Consider the following 17,410-nt stretch of genomic DNA (forward strand, 5'->3'; position numbering starts at 1 on the left):
GTCGGCATTGGCATTTCCCATCCGTCGGTGCTAGGGCGTCAGGGGTAAGCGCCAATTCCCCGCCCGGCAAGAGCATGGACGACCTGACCTTCCTCGGCATCGAAAGCAGTTGCGACGACACGGCGGCGGCCATCGTGACCGGCGACCGGCGCATCCTGGCCTCGGTCGTCACCGGCCAGGCGGCCCTGCACGAGGATTTCGGCGGCGTCGTCCCCGAGATCGCCGCCCGCGCCCATGCCGAGCGCCTGGACTATGCCGTCGAGCAGGCGCTGGCCGATGCGGGCGTGAGCCTGCGCCAGCTGTCGGGCGTCGCGGTGACGGCGGGACCGGGGCTGATCGGCGGGGTGATGGCCGGGGTGATGTGCGCCAAGGGCATCGCGGCCGGGGCCGGGCTGCCGCTGGTCGGCGTCAACCACCTGGCCGGCCATGCGCTGACCCCGCGGCTGACCGACGGCGTGGATTTCCCCTACCTGATGCTGCTGGTCTCAGGCGGGCATTGCCAGTTCCTGCGCGTGGACGGGCCCGAGGGCTTCACCCGCCTCGGCGGCACCATCGACGACGCGCCGGGCGAGGCCTTCGACAAGCTGGCCAAGCTTCTGGCCCTGCCCCAGCCCGGCGGCCCCTCGGTCGAGGCCGAGGCGCGGCACGGCGATCCCGGCCGGTTCGAGCTGCCGCGCCCCCTGCTGGACCGGCCCGGCTGCGACATGTCCTTCTCGGGGCTGAAGACGGCGGCGCTGCGCCAGCGCGACCAGCTGATCGCCCAGCAGGGGGGCTTGCGCCAGCAGGACCGCGCCGATCTCTGCGCCGCCTTCCAGAACGCCGTGGCCGAGGTCCTGGCGGAAAAATCCCGCCGCGCCCTTGCCCGAAGCCCGGCGCCGCTCTTGGCCGTCGCGGGCGGCGTCGCGGCCAATGGCACCATCCGCGCGGCGCTGGAACATGTCGCCGCCCAGGCCGGCGCGCGTTTCCTGGCCCCGCCGCTGCGGCTTTGCACCGACAATGGCGCGATGATCGCCTGGGCGGGGATCGAGCGGTTCCGGCTGGGCCATCGCGACGGCATGGACCTGGCCGCCCGGCCGCGCTGGCCGCTGGACGACCGCGCCGCGCCGATGCTGGGCGGCGGCAAGAAAGGGGCAAAGGCATGAGCATCGCGATCATCGGCGCAGGCGCCTTCGGCACCGCCCTGGCGGTGGCCCTGTCGGCGAACGGGCCGGTCACGCTGTGGGGCCGCGACACCACCTGGGCGGCGGGCCGAGAGAACCCGCGCCTGCCCGGCGTCGCCCTGCCCGATGCCGTCGCCGTCACCGGCGAGCTGGCCCAGGCAGCGGGTGCCGACATGCTGCTGCTGGCCCTGCCCGCCCAGCAGCTGGCCGGCTTTCTTGGCGACCATGCCGCGCAGCTGGACGGCAAGCGGCTGGTCAGCACGGCGAAGGGCATCGACCTGACGCGGCTGACCGGCCCCTCGGCCCTGATCTCGGACGCCTGCCCGCGGGCCACGATGGCGGTGCTGACCGGCCCCTCGTTCGCCGCCGACATCGCGCGCGGGCTGCCCACGGCGCTGACGCTCGCCTGCGCCGATGCGGATGCGGGCCGGGCGCTGCAACATGCGCTGTCCACGCCGGTGCTGCGGCTCTACCGCACCACCGACGTGACCGGCGCGGAACTGGGCGGCGCGCTGAAGAACGTCATCGCCATCGCGGCGGGCACGGTGATCGGCGCGGGCCTCGGCGACAGCGCCCGCGCCGCGATCATCACCCGCGGCTTCGCCGAGATGACCCGGCTGGCCGCCCGGCTCGGCGCCCGGCCGGAAACGCTGACCGGCCTCTCGGGCCTCGGCGACCTGACGCTGACCTGCACCTCGGCCCAGTCGCGCAACTTCCGCTTCGGCCGCTCGCTTGGCGCCGGCGCGGATTTCGACCCGGCAACGACGGTCGAGGGCGCCGCCACCGCCCGCGCCGTCGCCGCCCTGGCCGCCCGGCTGGGCGAGGACATGCCCATCGCCGCCATGGTCGCCCGGCTTGCCGAGGGCGGTGTTTCGGTGGAAAACGCCATAACGGCCCTGATGACCCGCCCCCTGAAGGAGGAATGATGCCCTATTTCGCCATGATCTGCCGCGACAAGCCCGGCGCGCTCGACACCCGCATGGCCAATCGCGAGGCCCATCTGGCCTATGTCCGCGATACCGGCGTGGTGCTGTTCGGCGGCCCGATGATCACCGATGGCCAGATGCGCGGCTCGCTTCTGGTGATGGAAGCCGAGGACATGGAGGCCGCGAAGGCCTGGTCGGCGAACGATCCCTATGCGCTGGCCGGCCTGTTCGACAGCGTCGAGATCACCGAATGGAAAAGGGTGGTGGGCTGATGCGCTACTGGCTGTTCAAGTCCGAACCCGATGTCTTCGGCTGGGACGACCTGGTCGCCAGGGGCGAGCAGGGCGAGGAATGGGACGGGGTGCGCAACTACCAGGCCCGCAACTTCATGCGCGAGATGAAGCTGGGCGATCGCGGGCTGTTCTATCACTCGAATATCGGCAAGGAGGCCGTCGGCATCGTCGAGGTGATCGCCGAGGCCCATCCCGACAGCAAGGCCGCCGACCCGAAATGGGAATGCGTCGACGTGAAGGCGCTGGAGCCCCTGCCCCGCCCGGTCTCGCTGGACCAGGCCAAGGCCGAGCCGCGGCTGAAGGACATGGTGCTGGTCAACAACTCGCGCCTGTCGGTCCAGCCGGTGACGAAGGCGGAATGGGACGTGGTGATGGAACTGGCCGGGCTCTGACCCCTGCCTTTCATCTTGGCCCAAATATCCATTCCCCGGCCGCCCCCCGCGCCGCCGGGGCCATAATCGCGCTTCATCTCGCTGCACTGCCGCGTTAGGCTTCCGCCCGATGCGACAGACAGCCAGGAGATCCCATGAGCCAACGTCTTCACCTCGTCTTCGGCGGCGAACTCGTCGATCCGCAGCGTAGCGAGTTCCGCGACACCTCGCAGATCCACATGGTCGGGATCTTCCCGAACTATGCCAGCGCCTATGCCGCCTGGAAGGCCGAGGCGCAGCGCACCGTGGACAGCGCCCATACCCGCTATTTCATCGCCCATCTGCATCGCCTGCGCGACGAGGAAACCGCCGCCAGCGCGACCGAGGAACTGGGCAGCTGATGGTGCTTTCCGGCCTGGGACGGCTGGGGCTGTGGCTGCATCTGCGCGGCCGCCACCCGGCCATGCCCGACCGGATCGCGCTGTCGCCGGGCGACGGCCCGCTTCTGGTGATGCGGGCCACGCCCGAGGCCCATGCCGCCGCCACCCAGGTCGGCGCCCGGCTGGTGAAGGCGCGCCCCGACCTGCGCATCCTGTCGCTGGGAACCGCAGGCGCCCCCGACCCGGCCGAGGATCCGGCGGCGGCCGAGCGGCTCATCGACCAGGCACGGCCCTTCGCGCTGCTGCTGCTGGGCGCGGATCTTCCCGCCGGCCTGATCACCGCCGCCGCCGCGCGGGACATCCCGATCATCCTGGGCGACGCCCATCTGGACCCGCAGGACGGCGGCTGGAGCCTGCGCGCCGCCATGCGCCGCGCGCTTCTGGGCGAGATGCAGGCGGTGATGGTCGCGGATGCCGACAGCTACGACACCGCCCGCCGGATGGGCATTTCCCGCCGCCGCCTGACCATGACCGGCCCGGTCACGCAGATCCACGAGCCGCTGTCCTGCACCGAGGCCGAGCGCGCCGGCTTCGCGCAGCTGATGTCGGGCCGCCACGCCTGGCTGGCGGCCTGCGTGCCGCCCTCGGAAGAGGCCGCGGTGGTCGAGGCGCATCGCGCCGCGCTGCGCCTGTCGCATCGCGCGCTGCTGTTCCTGGTCCCCGATTCGGCCGAGCGCGCCGACGCCCTGGCCGACGAGATCGAGGCCAGCGGGCTGATCGTCGCCCGCCGCACCGCCGACGAGGAGCCGATCGAGGAGGTGCAGGTGATGATCTCGGACGGGCCGACCGAGATGGGGCTGTGGTATCGCCTCGCGCCCGTCACCTATCTGGGCGGCACGCTGTCGGGCGACGATGCGAACAGCCGCAACCCCTTCGAGCCCGCCGCGCTGGGGTCGGCCATCGTCCACGGCCCGGCCACCGACCGCTTCGCCACCGAATGGCGGCAGCTGGACGGCGCCCATGCCGCCCGCCGCGTCTCGGACGCCGAGGACCTGGCCGGGGCCATCGCCGAACTCTCGCAGCCCGACCTGATCGCCACGCTGGCCAGCAATGCCTGGACCGTCAGCACCGGCGGCGTCGGCGTCGCCATGCAGATCGCCGCCCCGGTCCTGAAGGTGCTGGAGGAGCGCCCGGCATGAGACGCGCCCCCGCCTTCTGGCATATCCGCCCGCCCACGCCCAAGGCGCGCCTGCTGGCCCCGCTCGGCGCGCTTTACGCGCGGGCGACGGCGCGGCGGCTGGCGCGCGGCGCGCGGGCGCGGGTCGGCGTGCCGGTGATCTGCGTCGGCAACCTGAATGCGGGCGGCACCGGCAAGACGCCCACCGTGATCCACCTGCAACAGCTGCTGTCGGCGCGCGGCATCGCGGCGCATGTCGTCTCGCGCGGCTATGGCGGCAGCGCGCAGGGCGTGCTGCGGGTCGAGGAACAGCGCCACGACGCCGCGCTGACCGGGGACGAGCCGCTGCTGATGGCCGCCTTCGGCCCGGTCTGGGTCGCCGACGACCGGCTGGCGGGGGCGCGGGCGGCGGCCCAGGCCGGGGCGCAGGCGATCATCCTCGACGACGGGTTCCAGGACCCGGCGCTGGCCCATGACCTGTCGCTGGTGGTGGTCGATGCCGCGAAGGGCTTCGGCAACGGGCTGTGCCTGCCCGCCGGCCCCTTGCGCGAACCCGTCGCCACCGGCCTTGCCCGCGCCGACCTGCTGCTGTCGATCGGCCCGCCCGAGGCGCAGGCCCGCTTCGACGCGCCGCCCGCGCCCCCGCGCCTGCAGGGCGCGCTGGAGCCGCTGCAGACCGGCATCGACTGGCAGGGCCATCGCGTGCTGGCATTCGCCGGCATCGGCCATCCCGAGAAATTCTTCGCCACCCTGCGCGACCTCGGCGCCGACCTGGTGCGGGGCGAGGCGCTGGACGACCACCAGCCCTTCACCCCCGCCCTGCTGACCCGGCTGGATACCGAGGCGCGGATGCTTGGCGCCCAGCTTGTCACCACCGAAAAGGACGCGGTGCGCCTGCCGCGCGGCTTCCGCCCGAAGGTGCTGGCCCTGCCGGTGCGGCTGCGCCTGGCCGACCCCGCCCCGCTGGACGATGCCCTGGCGCGGATATTCGCGGCCTGACGCCGGCCTCTTTGCATTTCGCGCCCGGATGCCGATATATGCGGCGTGGCCACTGGCCGACCGACCACGCGAAAGGAAACCGATGTCCCGCAACGCGATGCAAAGGCTGAGCTTCTACCTGCTGGTCCTGCTGGCGCTCTATGCGTCGCTGGCCGGCGCGGCCTGAGGCGCGCGGGCATGAGCAATCGCTTCGGCGGCAGATATTCGCCCGGCAACCCGCGCCCCGATCCGCGGCGGCCGCTGGCCCCGCCGCGCCACCCGCTGGAGGGGCGGCCGAAATGGATCACCATCGCCGCCTCGCCCTTCCTGCTGGGCGCGTTCTTCCAGTCCCCGGTGGGCATGGCCACCAGCCTTGCCGCCTTCGGCCTGGTCGCCGCCGGCATGTGGCTGACGCGCGAGGGGCTGGTGGCCGAGGCCGCCTATGACGCGCGCCGCACCGCTCGCCGCCCGGCGATCCCGCGCAAGCTGTTCGGCGGCATCACCGCCGCGCTGGGTCTGGCCCTGGGCGCGCATGAACCCGGCGCGCTGGCCGGGGCCGGCCTGATCGGGCTGGCGGGCCTGGCGCTGCACTGGCTGGCCTTCGGCCCCGACCCGATGCGCGACAAGGGCATGGAGGGCCTGGACGGCTTCCAGCAGGACCGCGCCAACCGCATGATCCAGGAGGGCCAGGCCCATCTGGACCAGATGCGCGACGCCATCCGCCGCGCGGGCGACCGCCGGCTGGAGGCCCGCGTCGCGATGTTCGAGGCCACGGTGCAGGACCTGTTCGAACAGGTGCGGCAGGACCCGCGCGACCTGTCCGCCGCGCGGCGCTACATGGGCATCTACCTGATGGGCGCCCGCGACGCGACGGTGAAATTCGCCGATATCGCCGCCCGCACGCAGGACGCGCGGGCGCGGGCCGCCTACGAGGATTTCCTGAACGATCTGGAAAAGGATTTCATCGCCCGCCGCGACCAGCTGCTGGAGGGCGACCGCAGCGACCTGGAGATCGAGATCTCGGTCCTGCGCGAACGCCTTGCGCGCGAGGGCGTCCGGCCGGCCGCCACGGATCCCGAGCCCCCCGCGCTGCAATCGCAGCGGGCGCAGGTGCTGGACGATCTGCTGGGCGGGTTTTCCCCCCGTCCCCGCGACGGCAAGCGCGACTGATCCATGCCGCGTTTCGCGTTGAAGATCGAATATGACGGCGCCCCTTTCGCGGGCTGGCAGGCGCAGGCCGACCGGCCCTCGGTCCAGGGCGCCGTCGAGGCCGCGCTGGCCCGCCTGGACCCCGGCTTCGCGGCGGGCGCGCGGATCGCGGCGGCGGGCCGAACCGATGCCGGGGTCCATGCCACCGGCCAGGTCGCCCATGCCGATCTGGTCCGCGACTGGGATCCGTTCCGGCTGCGCGAGGCGCTGAACTGGCACCTGAAACCCGCCCCCGTGGCGGTGCTGGCCGCAGCGCGGGTGGCCGGGGATTTCCACGCCCGCTTCTCCGCGACCGAGCGGCGCTACCTGTTCCGCCTGCTGGTCCGCCGCGCGCCCGCCACCCATGATCGCGGGCTGGTCTGGCAGGTGCTGAACCCGCTGGACCTCGCGGCCATGCGCGCGGGCGCGGCGCATCTGGTCGGACGGCACGACTTCACCACCTTCCGGTCCTCGATCTGCCAGGCGCAGAGCCCGGTCAAGACGCTGGACCAGGTCGACATCGAGGAGATCGCGCTGCCCCACGGGCGCGAATACCGCTTCACCTTGCGGGCGCGGTCCTTCCTGCACAACCAGGTGCGCTCGATCGTCGGCACGCTGGAGCGGGTCGGCGCGGGCGCCTGGCCGCCCGAGCGGGTAGCCAAGGTACTGGCAGCCCGCGACCGCGCGGCCTGCGGCCCGGTCTGCCCGCCGCAGGGCCTGTATCTGACCGGCGTGGGCTATCCGCAGGACCCTTTTAGCCCGGAAGGCTAGGACCAGAAGGCCAGGACCGGCCGTTAAGGTTAATCGTTGCGTTAAGGTTAACGGCGGCCGCGGCGGCGCGGGCGCTCATCGCGGCGCGACACCACGATCTTCACCGTGTTCCACAGGATCCACAGGTCCATCGCCATGCTGCGATGGCGCTGATAGATCAGGTCGATCTTCAGCTTGGCGGGAAGGCAGCGGCGGTAATAGGCGGCCTCGGTGGCCTCGGCGCTCTTGCAGCCGGCAAGGATGCGGTCCTCGTGCCGGTGATAGATCAGCGTGGCCAGCCCGGTCACGCCGGGGCGGCTTTTCAGCACCTGCGTATAGATGGCGGGAAACCGCTCGACATATTCGCGCAGCGGCGGACGCGGGCCGACGAAGCTCATGTCGCCGCGCAGGATATTGAACAATTGCGGCAATTCGTCGATCCGCGAACGGCGCAGGAAATGGCCGAAAGGCGTGATCCGCCAGTGCTTGTGCGCGCCGGTGGCGCCGAAATCGCCCTCTTGCCGCAGCATGGTGCGGAACTTCACCTGGGTGAAGGGATGGCCCGGCGCGCGCATCCGTTCGGCCACGTAGAAGATCGGGCGGCCCTGTTTCAGCAGCAGGATCCCGGCGACCAGCAGCATCACGAAGCCAAGCGGAATCAGCAGGATAAGCGCGAACCCGACATCGAACAGCCGCTTGGCCAGCGGCATCGGCCGGATCGGATGGGCATGAGAGGCGCCAAGGAACCACGCCATCTTGGGCGACACGAGCGGTGTCATCCGGGTCGCGTCAGTCTTCTCCCAGTCGTGGTGAATTGTCACGATCCCATCCAGCTAGTCCGATGCTTGGCTTTTTTTGCGGTAGCACAAAGCTTCCGGCATGGGAACCACGCGACGGGGCCGCGGTTCCAATGACTTGCGCCAGCATGGCACATCGGCCACTCTGTCGGCAGGAAATGGCCAAGTCAGAGGGCGCTGATGCGCAAATTCCTCGTTCTTCTGGACGATACTCACGAATGCTTGAACGCCATGCGCTTCGCGGCGATGCGCGCCTCGAACAGCGATGGCGGCGTGGTGATCCTGTCGGTGATCCCGGCCGAGGACATCCAGCACGGCTTCGGCGTCGCCGAACTGATGCGCGCCGAGGCCCGCGAACGGATCGAGGCGCATTACGAGGTCTTTGCCAAATGGATGCGCTCGCGCCCCAAGGTCGAGCCGGAACTGATCATCCGCGAGGGCGACCCGGCCGAGGAACTGCTGCGCGTCGTGGCCGAGGACCCCGAGATCGGCATCGTCGTGCTGGGCCTGTCCAGCGAGAAATCCGCCCAGAACCCGGTGCTGACCCGCCTGTTGCGCGATGTCACGGCCCTGCCCTGCCCGATCACGCTGGTGCCGGGCGACATGTCGAAGGAACGGCTTGAAGCGATCACCTGAGGGGCCCCGCGCCTTGACCCGAGGCCCGCCGATCTCCATATCTGTCAGCGCCAAAGGAGCGCGCCCATGTTCATCCAGACCGAGACCACCCCGAACCCCGCCACGCTGAAGTTCCTGCCCGGCGAGACCGTGCTGGGCGAGGGCACCGCCGACTATCCCAATGCCGAGGCGGCGGGCAATTCGCCCCTGGCGCAGAGGATCTTCGCGATCGAGGGCGTGACCGGCGTGTTCCTGGGCCGCGACTTCATCACCGTGACCAAGGCCGAGGCGCTTCCCTGGGACCACCTGAAGCCCTCGGTGCTGGGCGCGATCATGGAGCATTTCCAGTCCGGCGCCCCGGCGATCGAGGGCGACGGCCCCGACACGGCGGGCCATGCCAGCCATGACGGCCCCGATGCCGAGATCGTCATCCAGATCAAGGAATTGCTGGATACCCGCGTGCGCCCGGCGGTGGCCCAGGATGGCGGCGACATCACCTTCCACGGCTTCGACCGCGGCATCGTCTACCTGCACATGCAGGGCGCCTGCGCGGGCTGCCCCTCGTCCACGCTGACGCTGAAGATGGGGATCGAGAACCTCTTGCGCCACTACATCCCCGAGGTGATCGAGGTCCGCCCCGTTGCCTGACCCGATCGGACTGGGTTTCGACACGTCGGCCGCGCATTGCGCGGCCGCTTTGCTGTGCGGCGACCGGGTTCTGGCATCGCGCCACGAGGAGATGGCCAAGGGCCAGGCCGAGCGGCTGTTTCCCCTGCTGGAGGGGCTTCTGGCCGAGGCCGGGCTGGGCTGGGCCGAGCTGGACGTGATCGGCGTGGGCATCGGGCCGGGCAATTTCACCGGCATCCGCGTGGCGGTGGCGGCGGCGCGCGGGCTGGCGCTGTCGCTTGGCATCCCCGCCGTCGGCGTCACCATCACCGAAGCCGCGGCCTTCGACCTGCCACGCCCCTGCCGCGTTGCCGTCCCCTCGCGCCGCGACCAGGTGATCTGGCAGGATTTCGGCGCCGATGAAGACGAACAGGCGGGAAGCCGTCCGCAGCAAGCTGCGGCCGGCGCGCTGCCGCCCGGCCCCGCGCCGGCTGCGCCGGCGGTCCCGCTGGCCGAGGCCATCGCGCGCCTGGCGCTGGCGCGGCGCCAGGATCCCGGCCCGCGCCCGGCCCCGCTCTACCTGCGCCCGGCCGATGCCGCCCCGCCGCGCGAAGCCGCCCCGGTCATCCTGCCGTGACGCCCGAGGCGCTGGCCGCGCTGCACGCCCGCTGCTTCACCGCGCCCCGGCCCTGGTCGGCACGGGAATTCGCCCAGCTTCTGGAAAGCCCCCGCTGCTTCCTGCTGACCCGCCCGCCGGACACCCCCCTGGGCTTCCTCCTGGGCCGGGTGATCGCGGACGAGGCAGAGCTTCTGACCCTCGCCGTCGCCCCCGAGGCCCGCCGCGCCGGGCTGGGCCGCGATCTGACGCGCGAATTTGCCGCAACGTCGCGGGCGCGGGGCGCGACCGGCGCCTTCCTGGAGGTGGCGGCGGACAACCGGGCAGCACGGGCGCTCTATGCCGGGCTGGGCTGGCGCGAGGCGGGGCGCAGGCGCGGCTATTACGGGCCCGGCCGGGACGCCCTGGTGCTGTCGCTGGCACTGGCCGCGGACCAATAATGCTGTTGACCCCTTCGGGCCGATGCGCCCTAATCAACCCATTACAAGGGCGTCTGAATCGCCCGCATCAAACAGGATGGGGTTCCGCAATGACCTTCATGAAATCGCTTCTGGCGGGCTCGGCGCTGGCGGCGCTTGCGGCCGGGGCCGCTTCGGCCGAACCGGCGCTGATCTTCGACCTTGGCGGCAAGTTCGACAAATCCTTCAACGAGGCCGCCTTCACCGGCGCGCAGCGTTGGGTCGAGGAGACCGGCGGCAGCTACAAGGAGCTGGAGATGCAGTCCGAGGCGCAGCGCGAACAGGCCCTGCGCAGGCTGGCGGAAACCGGCGCCAATCCCATCGTGATGACCGGCTTCGCCTTCGGCGACGTGCTGAACAAGGTGGCCCCCGACTATCCCGACACGAAATTCTCGATCATCGACATGGTCGTGGACCAGCCCAACGTGCAATCGGTGGTCTTCACCGAGGAACAGGGCAGCTATCTGGCCGGCGTGATGGCGGCCCATGCCACGCAGACCGACACGGTGGGCTTCATCGGCGGCATGGACATCCCGCTGATCCACAAGTTCGAATGCGGCTTCGCGCAGGGCTTCAAGGCGGTCAAGCCGGAAGGCCGGGTGCTGATCAACTATACCGGCACGACGCCCGCGGCCTGGAACGACCCGGTCAAGGGCGGCGAACTGGCCCGCGCGCAGAAATCGCAGGGCGCCGACGTGATCTATGCGGCGGCGGGCGGCACCGGCATCGGCGTGCTGCAGACGGCCGCCGACGAGGGCATCCTGTCGATCGGCGTGGACAGCAACCAGAACCACCTGCATCCGGGCCAGGTGCTGACCTCGATGGTCAAGCGGGTGGACAACGCGGTCTTCGACGCCTTCACCGCGGGCACCGACCTGGCGCCGGGCGTCACCGTCATGGACCTGGCCGCCGACGGCGTGGCCGTCGCCATCGACGAGCACAACCAGGAGCTGGTCACCCCCGAGATGCAGGCCGCCATCGACGAGGCCACCGCCGCGATCACCTCGGGCGAGATCGCGGTTCACGACTACATGACCGACAACACCTGCCCGGTCCAGTAATGACGGCCGGAGGCGACACGGCAGAGGGGCGACCGGAAACGGCCGCCCCCGCCGCCATCGAGCTGCGCGGCATCTCGAAGGCCTTCGGGCCGGTCCAGGCGAACAAGGACATCGACCTGCGCGTGCCCAAAGGCAGCATCCACGGCATCATCGGCGAGAACGGCGCGGGCAAGTCGACGCTGATGTCGATCCTCTACGGCTTCTACAAGCCCGATGCGGGCGAGATCCTGGTGAACGGCCAGCCGCTGACCATCGCCGACAGCCAGTCGGCGATCCGCGCGGGCATCGGCATGGTCTTCCAGCATTTCAAGCTGGTGCAGAACTTCACCGTTCTGGAAAACGTCATCCTGGGGGTCGAGGACGGGCGGCTTCTGCGCCCCTCGCTGGCCAAGGCGCGCGGGGTGCTGAAGCAGCTGGCCGCGGAATACGGGCTGAACGTCGATCCCGACGAGACGATCGAGGAACTGTCGGTCGGCCACCAGCAGCGGGTCGAGATCCTCAAGGCGCTGTACCGGCAGGCCGACATCCTGATCCTGGACGAGCCGACCGGCGTGCTGACCCCGGCCGAAGCCGACCACCTGTTCCGCATCCTGCGCGGGCTGAAGGCCGAGGGCAAGACGATCATCCTGATCACCCACAAGCTGCGCGAGATCATGGAGATCACCGACAACGTCTCGGTCATGCGGCGCGGCGAGATGGTCGCCTCGGTCAGGACCGCCGAGACCAGCGCCGAGCAGCTGGCCGAGCTGATGGTCGGGCGCAAGGTCCTGCTGAATGTCGCCAAGGCGCCGGCCCGGCCCGGCGCGCCAGTGCTGGAGGTGCGCGAGCTGAAGATGGTCGATGACGAGGGCGTCGAACGCCTGCGCGGCATCGGCTTCGACATCCGCGCCGGAGAGATCCTGGGCATCGCCGGCGTCAGCGGCAACGGCCAGACGCAGCTTCTGGAAATCCTCGGCGGCTATCCCGAGAAGGGCAGCACGCTCAGCGGCGCCATCCGCCTGAACGGCCGCGATCTGCCGCTGTCGGGCGGCGGCTGCAACGCCGCCGAGCGCCGCCGCCAGGGCATCGGCCACATCCCCGAGGACCGGCAGGTCGAGGGGCTGATCATGGATTTCACCGCCTGGGAAAACGTCGCCTTCGGCTATCACCACGCGCCCGAATACAATCGCGGCTGGCTGATGGACAATGCCGCCATCCGCGACGATGCCGAGGGCAAGATGGAGCGTTTCGACGTCCGCCCCCGCGATGCCGCCCTGGCGGCGCGGAATTTCTCGGGCGGGAACCAGCAGAAGATCGTCGTGGCGCGGGAAATCGAGCGCAACCCGGACCTGCTGCTGATCGGCCAGCCGACGCGCGGCGTCGATATCGGCGCCATCGAGTTCATCCACAAGCGCATCGTGGAGCTGCGCGACGCCGGCAAGGCGGTGCTGCTGGTCTCGGTCGAGCTGGACGAGATCATGTCGCTGGCCGACCGGATCCTGGTCATGTTCGACGGCCGCATCATGGGCGAACGGCTGCCCCACCAGGCGACGACCGGCGATCTGGGCTGCCTGATGGCCGGGGTGGACCCGGCCACCACCGCACCCGAGGACGCGATCCCGCCCGCGCACAAGCATGTCGAGGAACTGCCGGGGGAAAGCGCCTGATGGACAAGATGCCGAAATGGGCCGATGTCATCCTGACGCCGCTGATCTCGCTGATCCTCGCGATGGCGATCTCGGCGCTGGTGATCCTGGCCATCGGGGAATCGCCGTGGGAGGCGCTGACCACCATGGTCGATGGCGCGCTGGGATCCAGCTATGGCTGGGGCTTCACGCTCTATTACACCACCAATTTCATCTTCACCGGGCTGGCGGTGATGGTCGCCTATCACGCCAGCCTGTTCAATATCGGCGGCGAGGGCCAGGCGGCGATGGGCGGCCTGGGCGTCGCGCTGGTCCTGCTCTACCTGCCGCTGCCGCACTGGGCGCTGGCGCTGCCCGCCGCGATGGTCGGCGCGGCGCTGTTCGGCGCGGCATGGGCGCTGATCCCGGCCTGGCTGCAGGCGAAGCGCGGCAGCCATATCGTCATCACCACGATCATGTTCAACTTCATCGCCGCCGCGGCCCTGAACTACGTGCTGGTCAACCTGCTGCGCCCGGTGGGCAGCATGGACCCGGCCTCGGCCCGCTTCCCGCCGGCCACCCATCTGCCGAAACTGTCCGAGATGGCGGCCGGCATCGGGCTGGACTGGGGCCGCAACACGCCCGTGAACGTCACCTTCTTCGTGGCCATCGCCGCCTGCCTGCTGGTCTGGCTGCTGATCTGGCGCACCCGCCTGGGATACGAGATCCGCGCCCTCGGCCGGTCCGAGCCCGGCGCGCTCTATGCCGGGATCAACCCGGTGCGCATCATCGTCATCGCCATGCTGGTCTCGGGCGGGCTGGCCGGGCTGATGGCCATCAACAACGTCATGGGCGAATCCGAACGGCTGGTGCTGAACGCGGTCGAGGGCGCGGGCTTCATCGGCATCGCCGTGGCGCTGATGGGCCGCAACCACCCCTTCGGCGTCTTCCTGGCGGCGCTGCTGTTCGGCTTCCTCTACCAGGGCGGGGGCGAGCTGGCGCTCTGGACCTCGATCCCGCGCGAGCTGATCGTGGTCATCCAGGCGCTGGTGATCCTGTTCACCGGGGCCCTGGACAACATGGTGCGGATGCCGCTTGAACGGATCTTCCTGGCCATGCGCAAGCGGGGGCGCGCGTGATGGATTTCGCCACGGTCATCCAGATCCTCGACAGCGCGGTGCGGCTGATGACGCCCCTGCTGCTGGCCTGCCTCGCCGGGCTCTATTCGGAACGCTCGGGCGTCTTCGACATCGGGCTCGAGGGCAAGATGCTGATGGCGGCCTTCACCGCCGCCTCGGTGGCCTATGCGACCGGCAGCGCCTGGCTGGGGCTGATCGCCGGGGTGGCGGGCTCGATGGCGCTGTCGCTGGTCCACGGGCTCTCGTCGATCACCTTTCGCGGCAACCAGCTGATTTCCGGCGTCGCCATCAACTTCCTCGCCTCGGGGCTGACGGTGCTGCTGGGCCAGAAGATCTTCGGGCTTGGCGGCCGCACCCCCTCGCTGACCGGCGCCGGCCGCTTCCCCGAGATCCAGCTGCCCTTCGCCGCCGCCCTGCGCGACGTGCCGGTGATCGGGCCGATCTATGCCGAGCTGATCTCGGGCCACACGATCCTGGTCTATGTGGCCTTCCTGATGGTGCCGCTGACCTGGTGGGTGCTGTTCCGCACCCGCTTCGGGCTGCGCCTGCGCGCGGTGGGCGAAAACCCGGCCTCGGTCGACACCGCGGGCGTCTCGGTCACCCGGCTGCGCTATGCCGCCATCGCCATCTGCGGGCTTCTGTGCGGGCTGGCGGGCGCCTACCTGGCCACCGGCCTCTCGGCGGGCTTCGTCAAGGAGATGACCGCCGGACGCGGCTTCATCGCCCTGGCCGCGCTGATCTTCGCCAAATGGCGGCCGTGGAGCGCGCTTGGCGCGACCTTCCTCTTCGGCCTGCTGGAAGCAATCGCCAACCGCTATCCCAATCTCGACCTGGGGATCGTCACCATCCCCTCGATGTTCATGAACGCGCTGCCCTATATCCTGACCGTCATCATCCTGGCGGGCTTCGTCGGCCGCGCCATCCCGCCGCGCGCGGGCGGAGAACCCTATGTCAAAGAGCGTTGAACTGGCCCGGCTGATCCGCGACCGCGCGGGGCAGGCGGCGCCGGAATACGGCCTGATCCTCGGCTCGGGCCTCGGCCATCTGTCGGAAACGGTCCAGGGCACGGCGATCCCCTATTCCGACCTGCCGGGCTTTCCCCATGCGGGCGTCTCGGGCCATGTCCCGCAGCTGGTCATCGGCCAGCTGGAGGGCCGCCGGGTCGCGGTCCTCGGCGGCCGGTCGCATTACTACGAATCGGGCCGCGCCGACGCCATGCGCCTGCCGCTCGAAACCCTGGCCGCGCTTGGCTGCGACCGGCTGATCCTAACCAATGCGGCGGGATCGCTGCGCGCCGACATCCCGCCGGGCGGGCTGATGCTGCTGAACGACCACATCGCCTTCGCCGGCACCAACCCGCTGATCGGCGAACAGACCGACGCCCGCTTCGTGCCGATGACCGATGCCCATGACGCCGACCTGCGCGCCGCCATCCTCGCCGCCGCCCAGGCCGAGGGGATCGAGCTGCCCGAGGGCGTCTATTGCTGGTTCTCGGGCCCCAGCTTCGAGACCCCGGCCGAGATCCGCGCCGCGCGCATCCTCGGCGCCGACGCGGTCGGCATGTCCACCGTGCCGGAGATCATCCTGGCCCGCTTCCTCGGCATCCGCTGCGCGGCGATCTCGGTCATCACCAACATGGGCGCGGGGATGAGCGACGAAGCGATCAGCCACGACCACACCAAGGCCATGGCCCCGCTCGGCGCGGCGAAGCTGGAACGCATCCTGCGCCGCCTGCTGCGCGCCGCCTGACCCCTCGCCCGGCCGCTTTCATCTTGGCCCAAATATCCCCGCCGGAGGCACCTGCCCCCGCCCCGAACGCAAGGGGCCGCGGGGATAAACCCGCGGCCCGCGTCTTTCCGGCCTCAGCCCCGGTCAGTAGACATAGACCGGCGTTCCCAGCGGCACCTTGTCGTAAAGGCTCATCACCGCCTCGTTGCGCATCCGCAGGCAGCCATTGCTGACCGCCCGGCCGATCGAGTTCGGCTCGGTCGTGCCGTGGATGCGGATCGCCGTGTCCTGGCCCTTGTCGTTGTAGAGATACAGCGCCCGCGCCCCCAGGGGGTTGTTCGGCCCGCCCGGCATCCCGTCGGCATAGCGCGCATAGGCGGCGGGGTTGCGCTGGATCATCTCGTTCGTGGGGCGCCAGCTGGGCCATTCGACCTTGCGGCCGACCACGGCGCGGCCCTTCCAGACCAGCTCTGCGGTGCCCACGGCGACGCCATAGCGGATCGCCCGGCCCGGCGCGATGACGTGATAGAGGAAGAAGTCCTTGCTGACCACGACGATGCTGCCGACCTCGAAATCCTCGCGGATGGCGACCTCGGTCGGCGCATAGGGATCGCGGGCGGCGGCGGGCGCGGGCGTCGCCTGGGCCATTGCCGACGAGGGGGCCAGCGCGGACGCGGCGATCAGCGGCAGGGCCAGCGACATCAGTTGACGGCGGTTCATGTCAGGGCTTTCCTGTTTGAATTCCGGTGCATTGCCCAAACAGATACACAACAAGCCCCCCCGTCCGCAACTCACGTCGCCGCCAGTGCCGCGCCTTTGCCTTGAACTTGCGACATGATCGCTACATCTGAGGCCGATGCGCCCGCGAAATCCCCTTCCCCGCACCGCCCCGACACGCCGCCTGCTGCTGGGCGGCGCCCTGGCGATGCTTGCCACGGGCGCCGGCGCGGACCCCAGCCCGCCCCGCATCCTCGCCTTCGGCGACAGCCTGACCGCGGGCTATGGCCTGCCCCGGGGCAAGGGTCTGGTGCCGGTCCTGTCCCGGCGGCTTGCGCAGCAGGGCCGCCCCGCGATCCTGCTGGATGGCGGGCTGTCGGGCGATACCAGCTATGGCGGGCGGGTCCGCATCGGCTGGTCGCTGCGCCGGGGCGTCGACGCGGTGATCGTGCAGCTGGGCGGCAACGACCTGCTGTCGGGCATCCCCGCCGCGCGGGCCGAGGCGAATTTCGACGCCATCCTGGCGCGGGCCGGCCAGGGCGGGCGGCCGGTGCTGCTGGTCGGCATCCGCACCCCCGAGGATCATCCGCAGCGGGCGGAATGGGCGGCGCTGTGGCCGCGGCTGGCGGCGCGGCATGGCTGCCTGCTGCTGGCGGATCTCTATGCCCCGCTGGCCGCGATCCCCGTCGGCGAGCGGGCGCCTTACCTGCTGGCGGACGGCGTCCATCCCTCGGCCCAGGGGGTCGAGCTGATCGCCGAGGCCCTGACGCCCAGGGTGCTGGCACTGCTGGCGATGCTGGACCCGGGCCCGGCGCGGCCGCCCGTCCGCCGCCTTTCCGGCTGAGC

Annotated in this window: 22 protein-coding genes; 20 read left to right on the forward strand and 2 right to left on the reverse strand. The window is 70.7% G+C overall.

The features are described 5' to 3' along the window. Nucleotides 1-74: 74 nt before the first annotated feature. From tsaD to truA, 10 genes are all read left to right on the forward strand, one after another. A complete protein-coding gene (gene tsaD / locus C9E82_RS00210; RefSeq protein WP_119898310.1) occupies nucleotides 75-1,142 on the forward strand; it encodes a tRNA (adenosine(37)-N6)-threonylcarbamoyltransferase complex transferase subunit TsaD in 1,068 nt (355 codons plus the stop codon). Next, the gene (locus tag C9E82_RS00215) at nucleotides 1,139-2,086 is read left to right on the forward strand and encodes an NAD(P)H-dependent glycerol-3-phosphate dehydrogenase (protein WP_119898311.1); all 948 of its coding nucleotides are present in this window, start codon (nucleotides 1,139-1,141) and stop codon (nucleotides 2,084-2,086) included. The genes tsaD and C9E82_RS00215 overlap by 4 nt, the downstream gene beginning before the upstream one ends. Next, on the forward strand, nucleotides 2,083-2,358 hold the full coding sequence (locus C9E82_RS00220) for a YciI family protein (protein ID WP_119898312.1): 276 nt from the start codon (nucleotides 2,083-2,085) through the stop codon (nucleotides 2,356-2,358). The genes C9E82_RS00215 and C9E82_RS00220 overlap by 4 nt, the downstream gene beginning before the upstream one ends. Continuing rightward, the gene (locus tag C9E82_RS00225; RefSeq protein WP_119898313.1) at nucleotides 2,358-2,771 is read left to right on the forward strand and encodes an EVE domain-containing protein; all 414 of its coding nucleotides are present in this window, start codon (nucleotides 2,358-2,360) and stop codon (nucleotides 2,769-2,771) included. Before C9E82_RS00220 ends, C9E82_RS00225 begins: the two co-directional genes overlap by 1 nt. 134 nt (nucleotides 2,772-2,905) lie before the next feature. Continuing rightward, nucleotides 2,906-3,151, forward strand: coding sequence for a DUF4170 domain-containing protein (locus C9E82_RS00230; RefSeq protein WP_119898314.1), 246 nt, complete (start codon nucleotides 2,906-2,908; stop codon nucleotides 3,149-3,151). Further along, nucleotides 3,151-4,329, forward strand: coding sequence for a 3-deoxy-D-manno-octulosonic acid transferase (locus C9E82_RS00235; protein ID WP_119898315.1), 1,179 nt, complete (start codon nucleotides 3,151-3,153; stop codon nucleotides 4,327-4,329). Before C9E82_RS00230 ends, C9E82_RS00235 begins: the two co-directional genes overlap by 1 nt. After that, on the forward strand, nucleotides 4,326-5,306 hold the full coding sequence (gene lpxK / locus C9E82_RS00240; protein ID WP_119898316.1) for a tetraacyldisaccharide 4'-kinase: 981 nt from the start codon (nucleotides 4,326-4,328) through the stop codon (nucleotides 5,304-5,306). The genes C9E82_RS00235 and lpxK overlap by 4 nt, the downstream gene beginning before the upstream one ends. A gap of 28 nt (nucleotides 5,307-5,334) precedes the next feature. Next, nucleotides 5,335-5,472 (forward strand): hypothetical protein, encoded by a 138-nt coding sequence (locus C9E82_RS24320; protein WP_170162083.1) that lies wholly within the window; start codon nucleotides 5,335-5,337, stop codon nucleotides 5,470-5,472. A gap of 11 nt (nucleotides 5,473-5,483) precedes the next feature. After that, nucleotides 5,484-6,455: a 5-bromo-4-chloroindolyl phosphate hydrolysis family protein gene (locus tag C9E82_RS00245; protein WP_119898317.1), complete on the forward strand. Its 972-nt coding sequence runs from the start codon at nucleotides 5,484-5,486 to the stop codon at nucleotides 6,453-6,455. A gap of 3 nt (nucleotides 6,456-6,458) precedes the next feature. Then, nucleotides 6,459-7,244 (forward strand): tRNA pseudouridine(38-40) synthase TruA, encoded by a 786-nt coding sequence (gene truA / locus C9E82_RS00250; RefSeq protein WP_119898318.1) that lies wholly within the window; start codon nucleotides 6,459-6,461, stop codon nucleotides 7,242-7,244. 47 nt (nucleotides 7,245-7,291) lie between these two features. On the opposite strand, the gene C9E82_RS00255 is transcribed toward truA, so the two are convergent. Further along, on the reverse strand, nucleotides 7,292-8,002 hold the full coding sequence (locus C9E82_RS00255; protein ID WP_338068116.1) for a sugar transferase: 711 nt from the start codon (nucleotides 8,000-8,002) through the stop codon (nucleotides 7,292-7,294). Between the two features lie 198 nt (nucleotides 8,003-8,200). Between C9E82_RS00255 and C9E82_RS00260 the strand changes: the two genes are divergently transcribed. The 9 genes from C9E82_RS00260 to C9E82_RS00300 all read left to right on the forward strand — a co-directional run bounded on the left by C9E82_RS00260 (nucleotide 8,201) and on the right by C9E82_RS00300 (nucleotide 15,868). Further along, nucleotides 8,201-8,656: a universal stress protein gene (locus C9E82_RS00260; protein WP_119898319.1), complete on the forward strand. Its 456-nt coding sequence runs from the start codon at nucleotides 8,201-8,203 to the stop codon at nucleotides 8,654-8,656. Nucleotides 8,657-8,722: 66 nt separating this feature from the next. Beyond that, nucleotides 8,723-9,283, forward strand: coding sequence for a NifU family protein (locus C9E82_RS00265; RefSeq protein WP_119898320.1), 561 nt, complete (start codon nucleotides 8,723-8,725; stop codon nucleotides 9,281-9,283). Further along, nucleotides 9,276-9,878 (forward strand): tRNA (adenosine(37)-N6)-threonylcarbamoyltransferase complex dimerization subunit type 1 TsaB, encoded by a 603-nt coding sequence (tsaB, locus tag C9E82_RS00270; RefSeq protein ID WP_119898321.1) that lies wholly within the window; start codon nucleotides 9,276-9,278, stop codon nucleotides 9,876-9,878. Before C9E82_RS00265 ends, tsaB begins: the two co-directional genes overlap by 8 nt. Beyond that, nucleotides 9,875-10,297, forward strand: a complete 423-nt coding sequence (gene rimI / locus C9E82_RS00275; RefSeq protein ID WP_119898322.1) for a ribosomal protein S18-alanine N-acetyltransferase — start codon at nucleotides 9,875-9,877, stop codon at nucleotides 10,295-10,297. Before tsaB ends, rimI begins: the two co-directional genes overlap by 4 nt. 89 nt (nucleotides 10,298-10,386) lie before the next feature. Further along, a complete protein-coding gene (locus tag C9E82_RS00280) occupies nucleotides 10,387-11,376 on the forward strand; it encodes a BMP family lipoprotein (RefSeq protein ID WP_119898323.1) in 990 nt (329 codons plus the stop codon). Further along, complete coding sequence (locus C9E82_RS00285; protein WP_119898324.1) at nucleotides 11,376-13,022, forward strand: ABC transporter ATP-binding protein; 1,647 nt, start codon at nucleotides 11,376-11,378, stop codon at nucleotides 13,020-13,022. Before C9E82_RS00280 ends, C9E82_RS00285 begins: the two co-directional genes overlap by 1 nt. After that, nucleotides 13,022-14,119, forward strand: coding sequence for an ABC transporter permease (locus C9E82_RS00290; protein ID WP_119898325.1), 1,098 nt, complete (start codon nucleotides 13,022-13,024; stop codon nucleotides 14,117-14,119). The genes C9E82_RS00285 and C9E82_RS00290 overlap by 1 nt, the downstream gene beginning before the upstream one ends. After that, nucleotides 14,119-15,084: an ABC transporter permease gene (locus C9E82_RS00295; protein ID WP_119898326.1), complete on the forward strand. Its 966-nt coding sequence runs from the start codon at nucleotides 14,119-14,121 to the stop codon at nucleotides 15,082-15,084. Before C9E82_RS00290 ends, C9E82_RS00295 begins: the two co-directional genes overlap by 1 nt. Next, nucleotides 15,068-15,868, forward strand: a complete 801-nt coding sequence (locus tag C9E82_RS00300; RefSeq protein ID WP_119898327.1) for a purine-nucleoside phosphorylase — start codon at nucleotides 15,068-15,070, stop codon at nucleotides 15,866-15,868. Before C9E82_RS00295 ends, C9E82_RS00300 begins: the two co-directional genes overlap by 17 nt. Nucleotides 15,869-15,991: 123 nt before the next feature. Here the strand turns inward: C9E82_RS00300 and C9E82_RS00305 are convergent, their stop codons facing one another. Further along, on the reverse strand, nucleotides 15,992-16,567 hold the full coding sequence (locus C9E82_RS00305; protein ID WP_119898328.1) for a L,D-transpeptidase: 576 nt from the start codon (nucleotides 16,565-16,567) through the stop codon (nucleotides 15,992-15,994). Between the two features lie 136 nt (nucleotides 16,568-16,703). Between C9E82_RS00305 and C9E82_RS00310 the strand changes: the two genes are divergently transcribed. Continuing rightward, on the forward strand, nucleotides 16,704-17,408 hold the full coding sequence (locus C9E82_RS00310) for a GDSL-type esterase/lipase family protein (protein WP_240643549.1): 705 nt from the start codon (nucleotides 16,704-16,706) through the stop codon (nucleotides 17,406-17,408). The last annotated feature ends 2 nt before the right edge of the window (nucleotides 17,409-17,410 follow it).

Origin of the sequence: Paracoccus sigandri, from assembly GCF_003709565.1 — a bacterium.
Taxonomy (GTDB): domain Bacteria; phylum Pseudomonadota; class Alphaproteobacteria; order Rhodobacterales; family Rhodobacteraceae; genus Paracoccus; species Paracoccus siganidrum.

Excerpts from the sequence above, each read along its gene's own strand:
- C9E82_RS00300 (WP_119898327.1), top strand. The coding sequence starts at position 15,068 with ATGTCAAAGAGCGTTGAACTGGCCCGGCTGATCCGCGACCGCGCGGGG.
- C9E82_RS00290 (WP_119898325.1), top strand. The coding sequence starts at position 13,022 with ATGGACAAGATGCCGAAATGGGCCGATGTCATCCTGACGCCGCTGATC.
- C9E82_RS00280 (WP_119898323.1), top strand. The coding sequence starts at position 10,387 with ATGACCTTCATGAAATCGCTTCTGGCGGGCTCGGCGCTGGCGGCGCTT.
- C9E82_RS00260 (WP_119898319.1), top strand. The coding sequence starts at position 8,201 with ATGCGCAAATTCCTCGTTCTTCTGGACGATACTCACGAATGCTTGAAC.
- C9E82_RS00305 (WP_119898328.1), bottom strand. The coding sequence starts at position 16,567 with ATGAACCGCCGTCAACTGATGTCGCTGGCCCTGCCGCTGATCGCCGCG.
- C9E82_RS00265 (WP_119898320.1), top strand. The coding sequence starts at position 8,723 with ATGTTCATCCAGACCGAGACCACCCCGAACCCCGCCACGCTGAAGTTC.
- C9E82_RS24320 (WP_170162083.1), top strand. The coding sequence starts at position 5,335 with ATGCCGATATATGCGGCGTGGCCACTGGCCGACCGACCACGCGAAAGG.
- lpxK (WP_119898316.1), top strand. The coding sequence starts at position 4,326 with ATGAGACGCGCCCCCGCCTTCTGGCATATCCGCCCGCCCACGCCCAAG.
- truA (WP_119898318.1), top strand. The coding sequence starts at position 6,459 with ATGCCGCGTTTCGCGTTGAAGATCGAATATGACGGCGCCCCTTTCGCG.
- C9E82_RS00310 (WP_240643549.1), top strand. The coding sequence starts at position 16,704 with ATGCGCCCGCGAAATCCCCTTCCCCGCACCGCCCCGACACGCCGCCTG.
- C9E82_RS00225 (WP_119898313.1), top strand. The coding sequence starts at position 2,358 with ATGCGCTACTGGCTGTTCAAGTCCGAACCCGATGTCTTCGGCTGGGAC.
- C9E82_RS00220 (WP_119898312.1), top strand. The coding sequence starts at position 2,083 with ATGATGCCCTATTTCGCCATGATCTGCCGCGACAAGCCCGGCGCGCTC.
- C9E82_RS00230 (WP_119898314.1), top strand. The coding sequence starts at position 2,906 with ATGAGCCAACGTCTTCACCTCGTCTTCGGCGGCGAACTCGTCGATCCG.
- C9E82_RS00255 (WP_338068116.1), bottom strand. The coding sequence starts at position 8,002 with ATGACACCGCTCGTGTCGCCCAAGATGGCGTGGTTCCTTGGCGCCTCT.
- C9E82_RS00215 (WP_119898311.1), top strand. The coding sequence starts at position 1,139 with ATGAGCATCGCGATCATCGGCGCAGGCGCCTTCGGCACCGCCCTGGCG.
- C9E82_RS00295 (WP_119898326.1), top strand. The coding sequence starts at position 14,119 with ATGGATTTCGCCACGGTCATCCAGATCCTCGACAGCGCGGTGCGGCTG.
- C9E82_RS00285 (WP_119898324.1), top strand. The coding sequence starts at position 11,376 with ATGACGGCCGGAGGCGACACGGCAGAGGGGCGACCGGAAACGGCCGCC.
- C9E82_RS00245 (WP_119898317.1), top strand. The coding sequence starts at position 5,484 with ATGAGCAATCGCTTCGGCGGCAGATATTCGCCCGGCAACCCGCGCCCC.
- tsaD (WP_119898310.1), top strand. The coding sequence starts at position 75 with ATGGACGACCTGACCTTCCTCGGCATCGAAAGCAGTTGCGACGACACG.
- C9E82_RS00235 (WP_119898315.1), top strand. The coding sequence starts at position 3,151 with ATGGTGCTTTCCGGCCTGGGACGGCTGGGGCTGTGGCTGCATCTGCGC.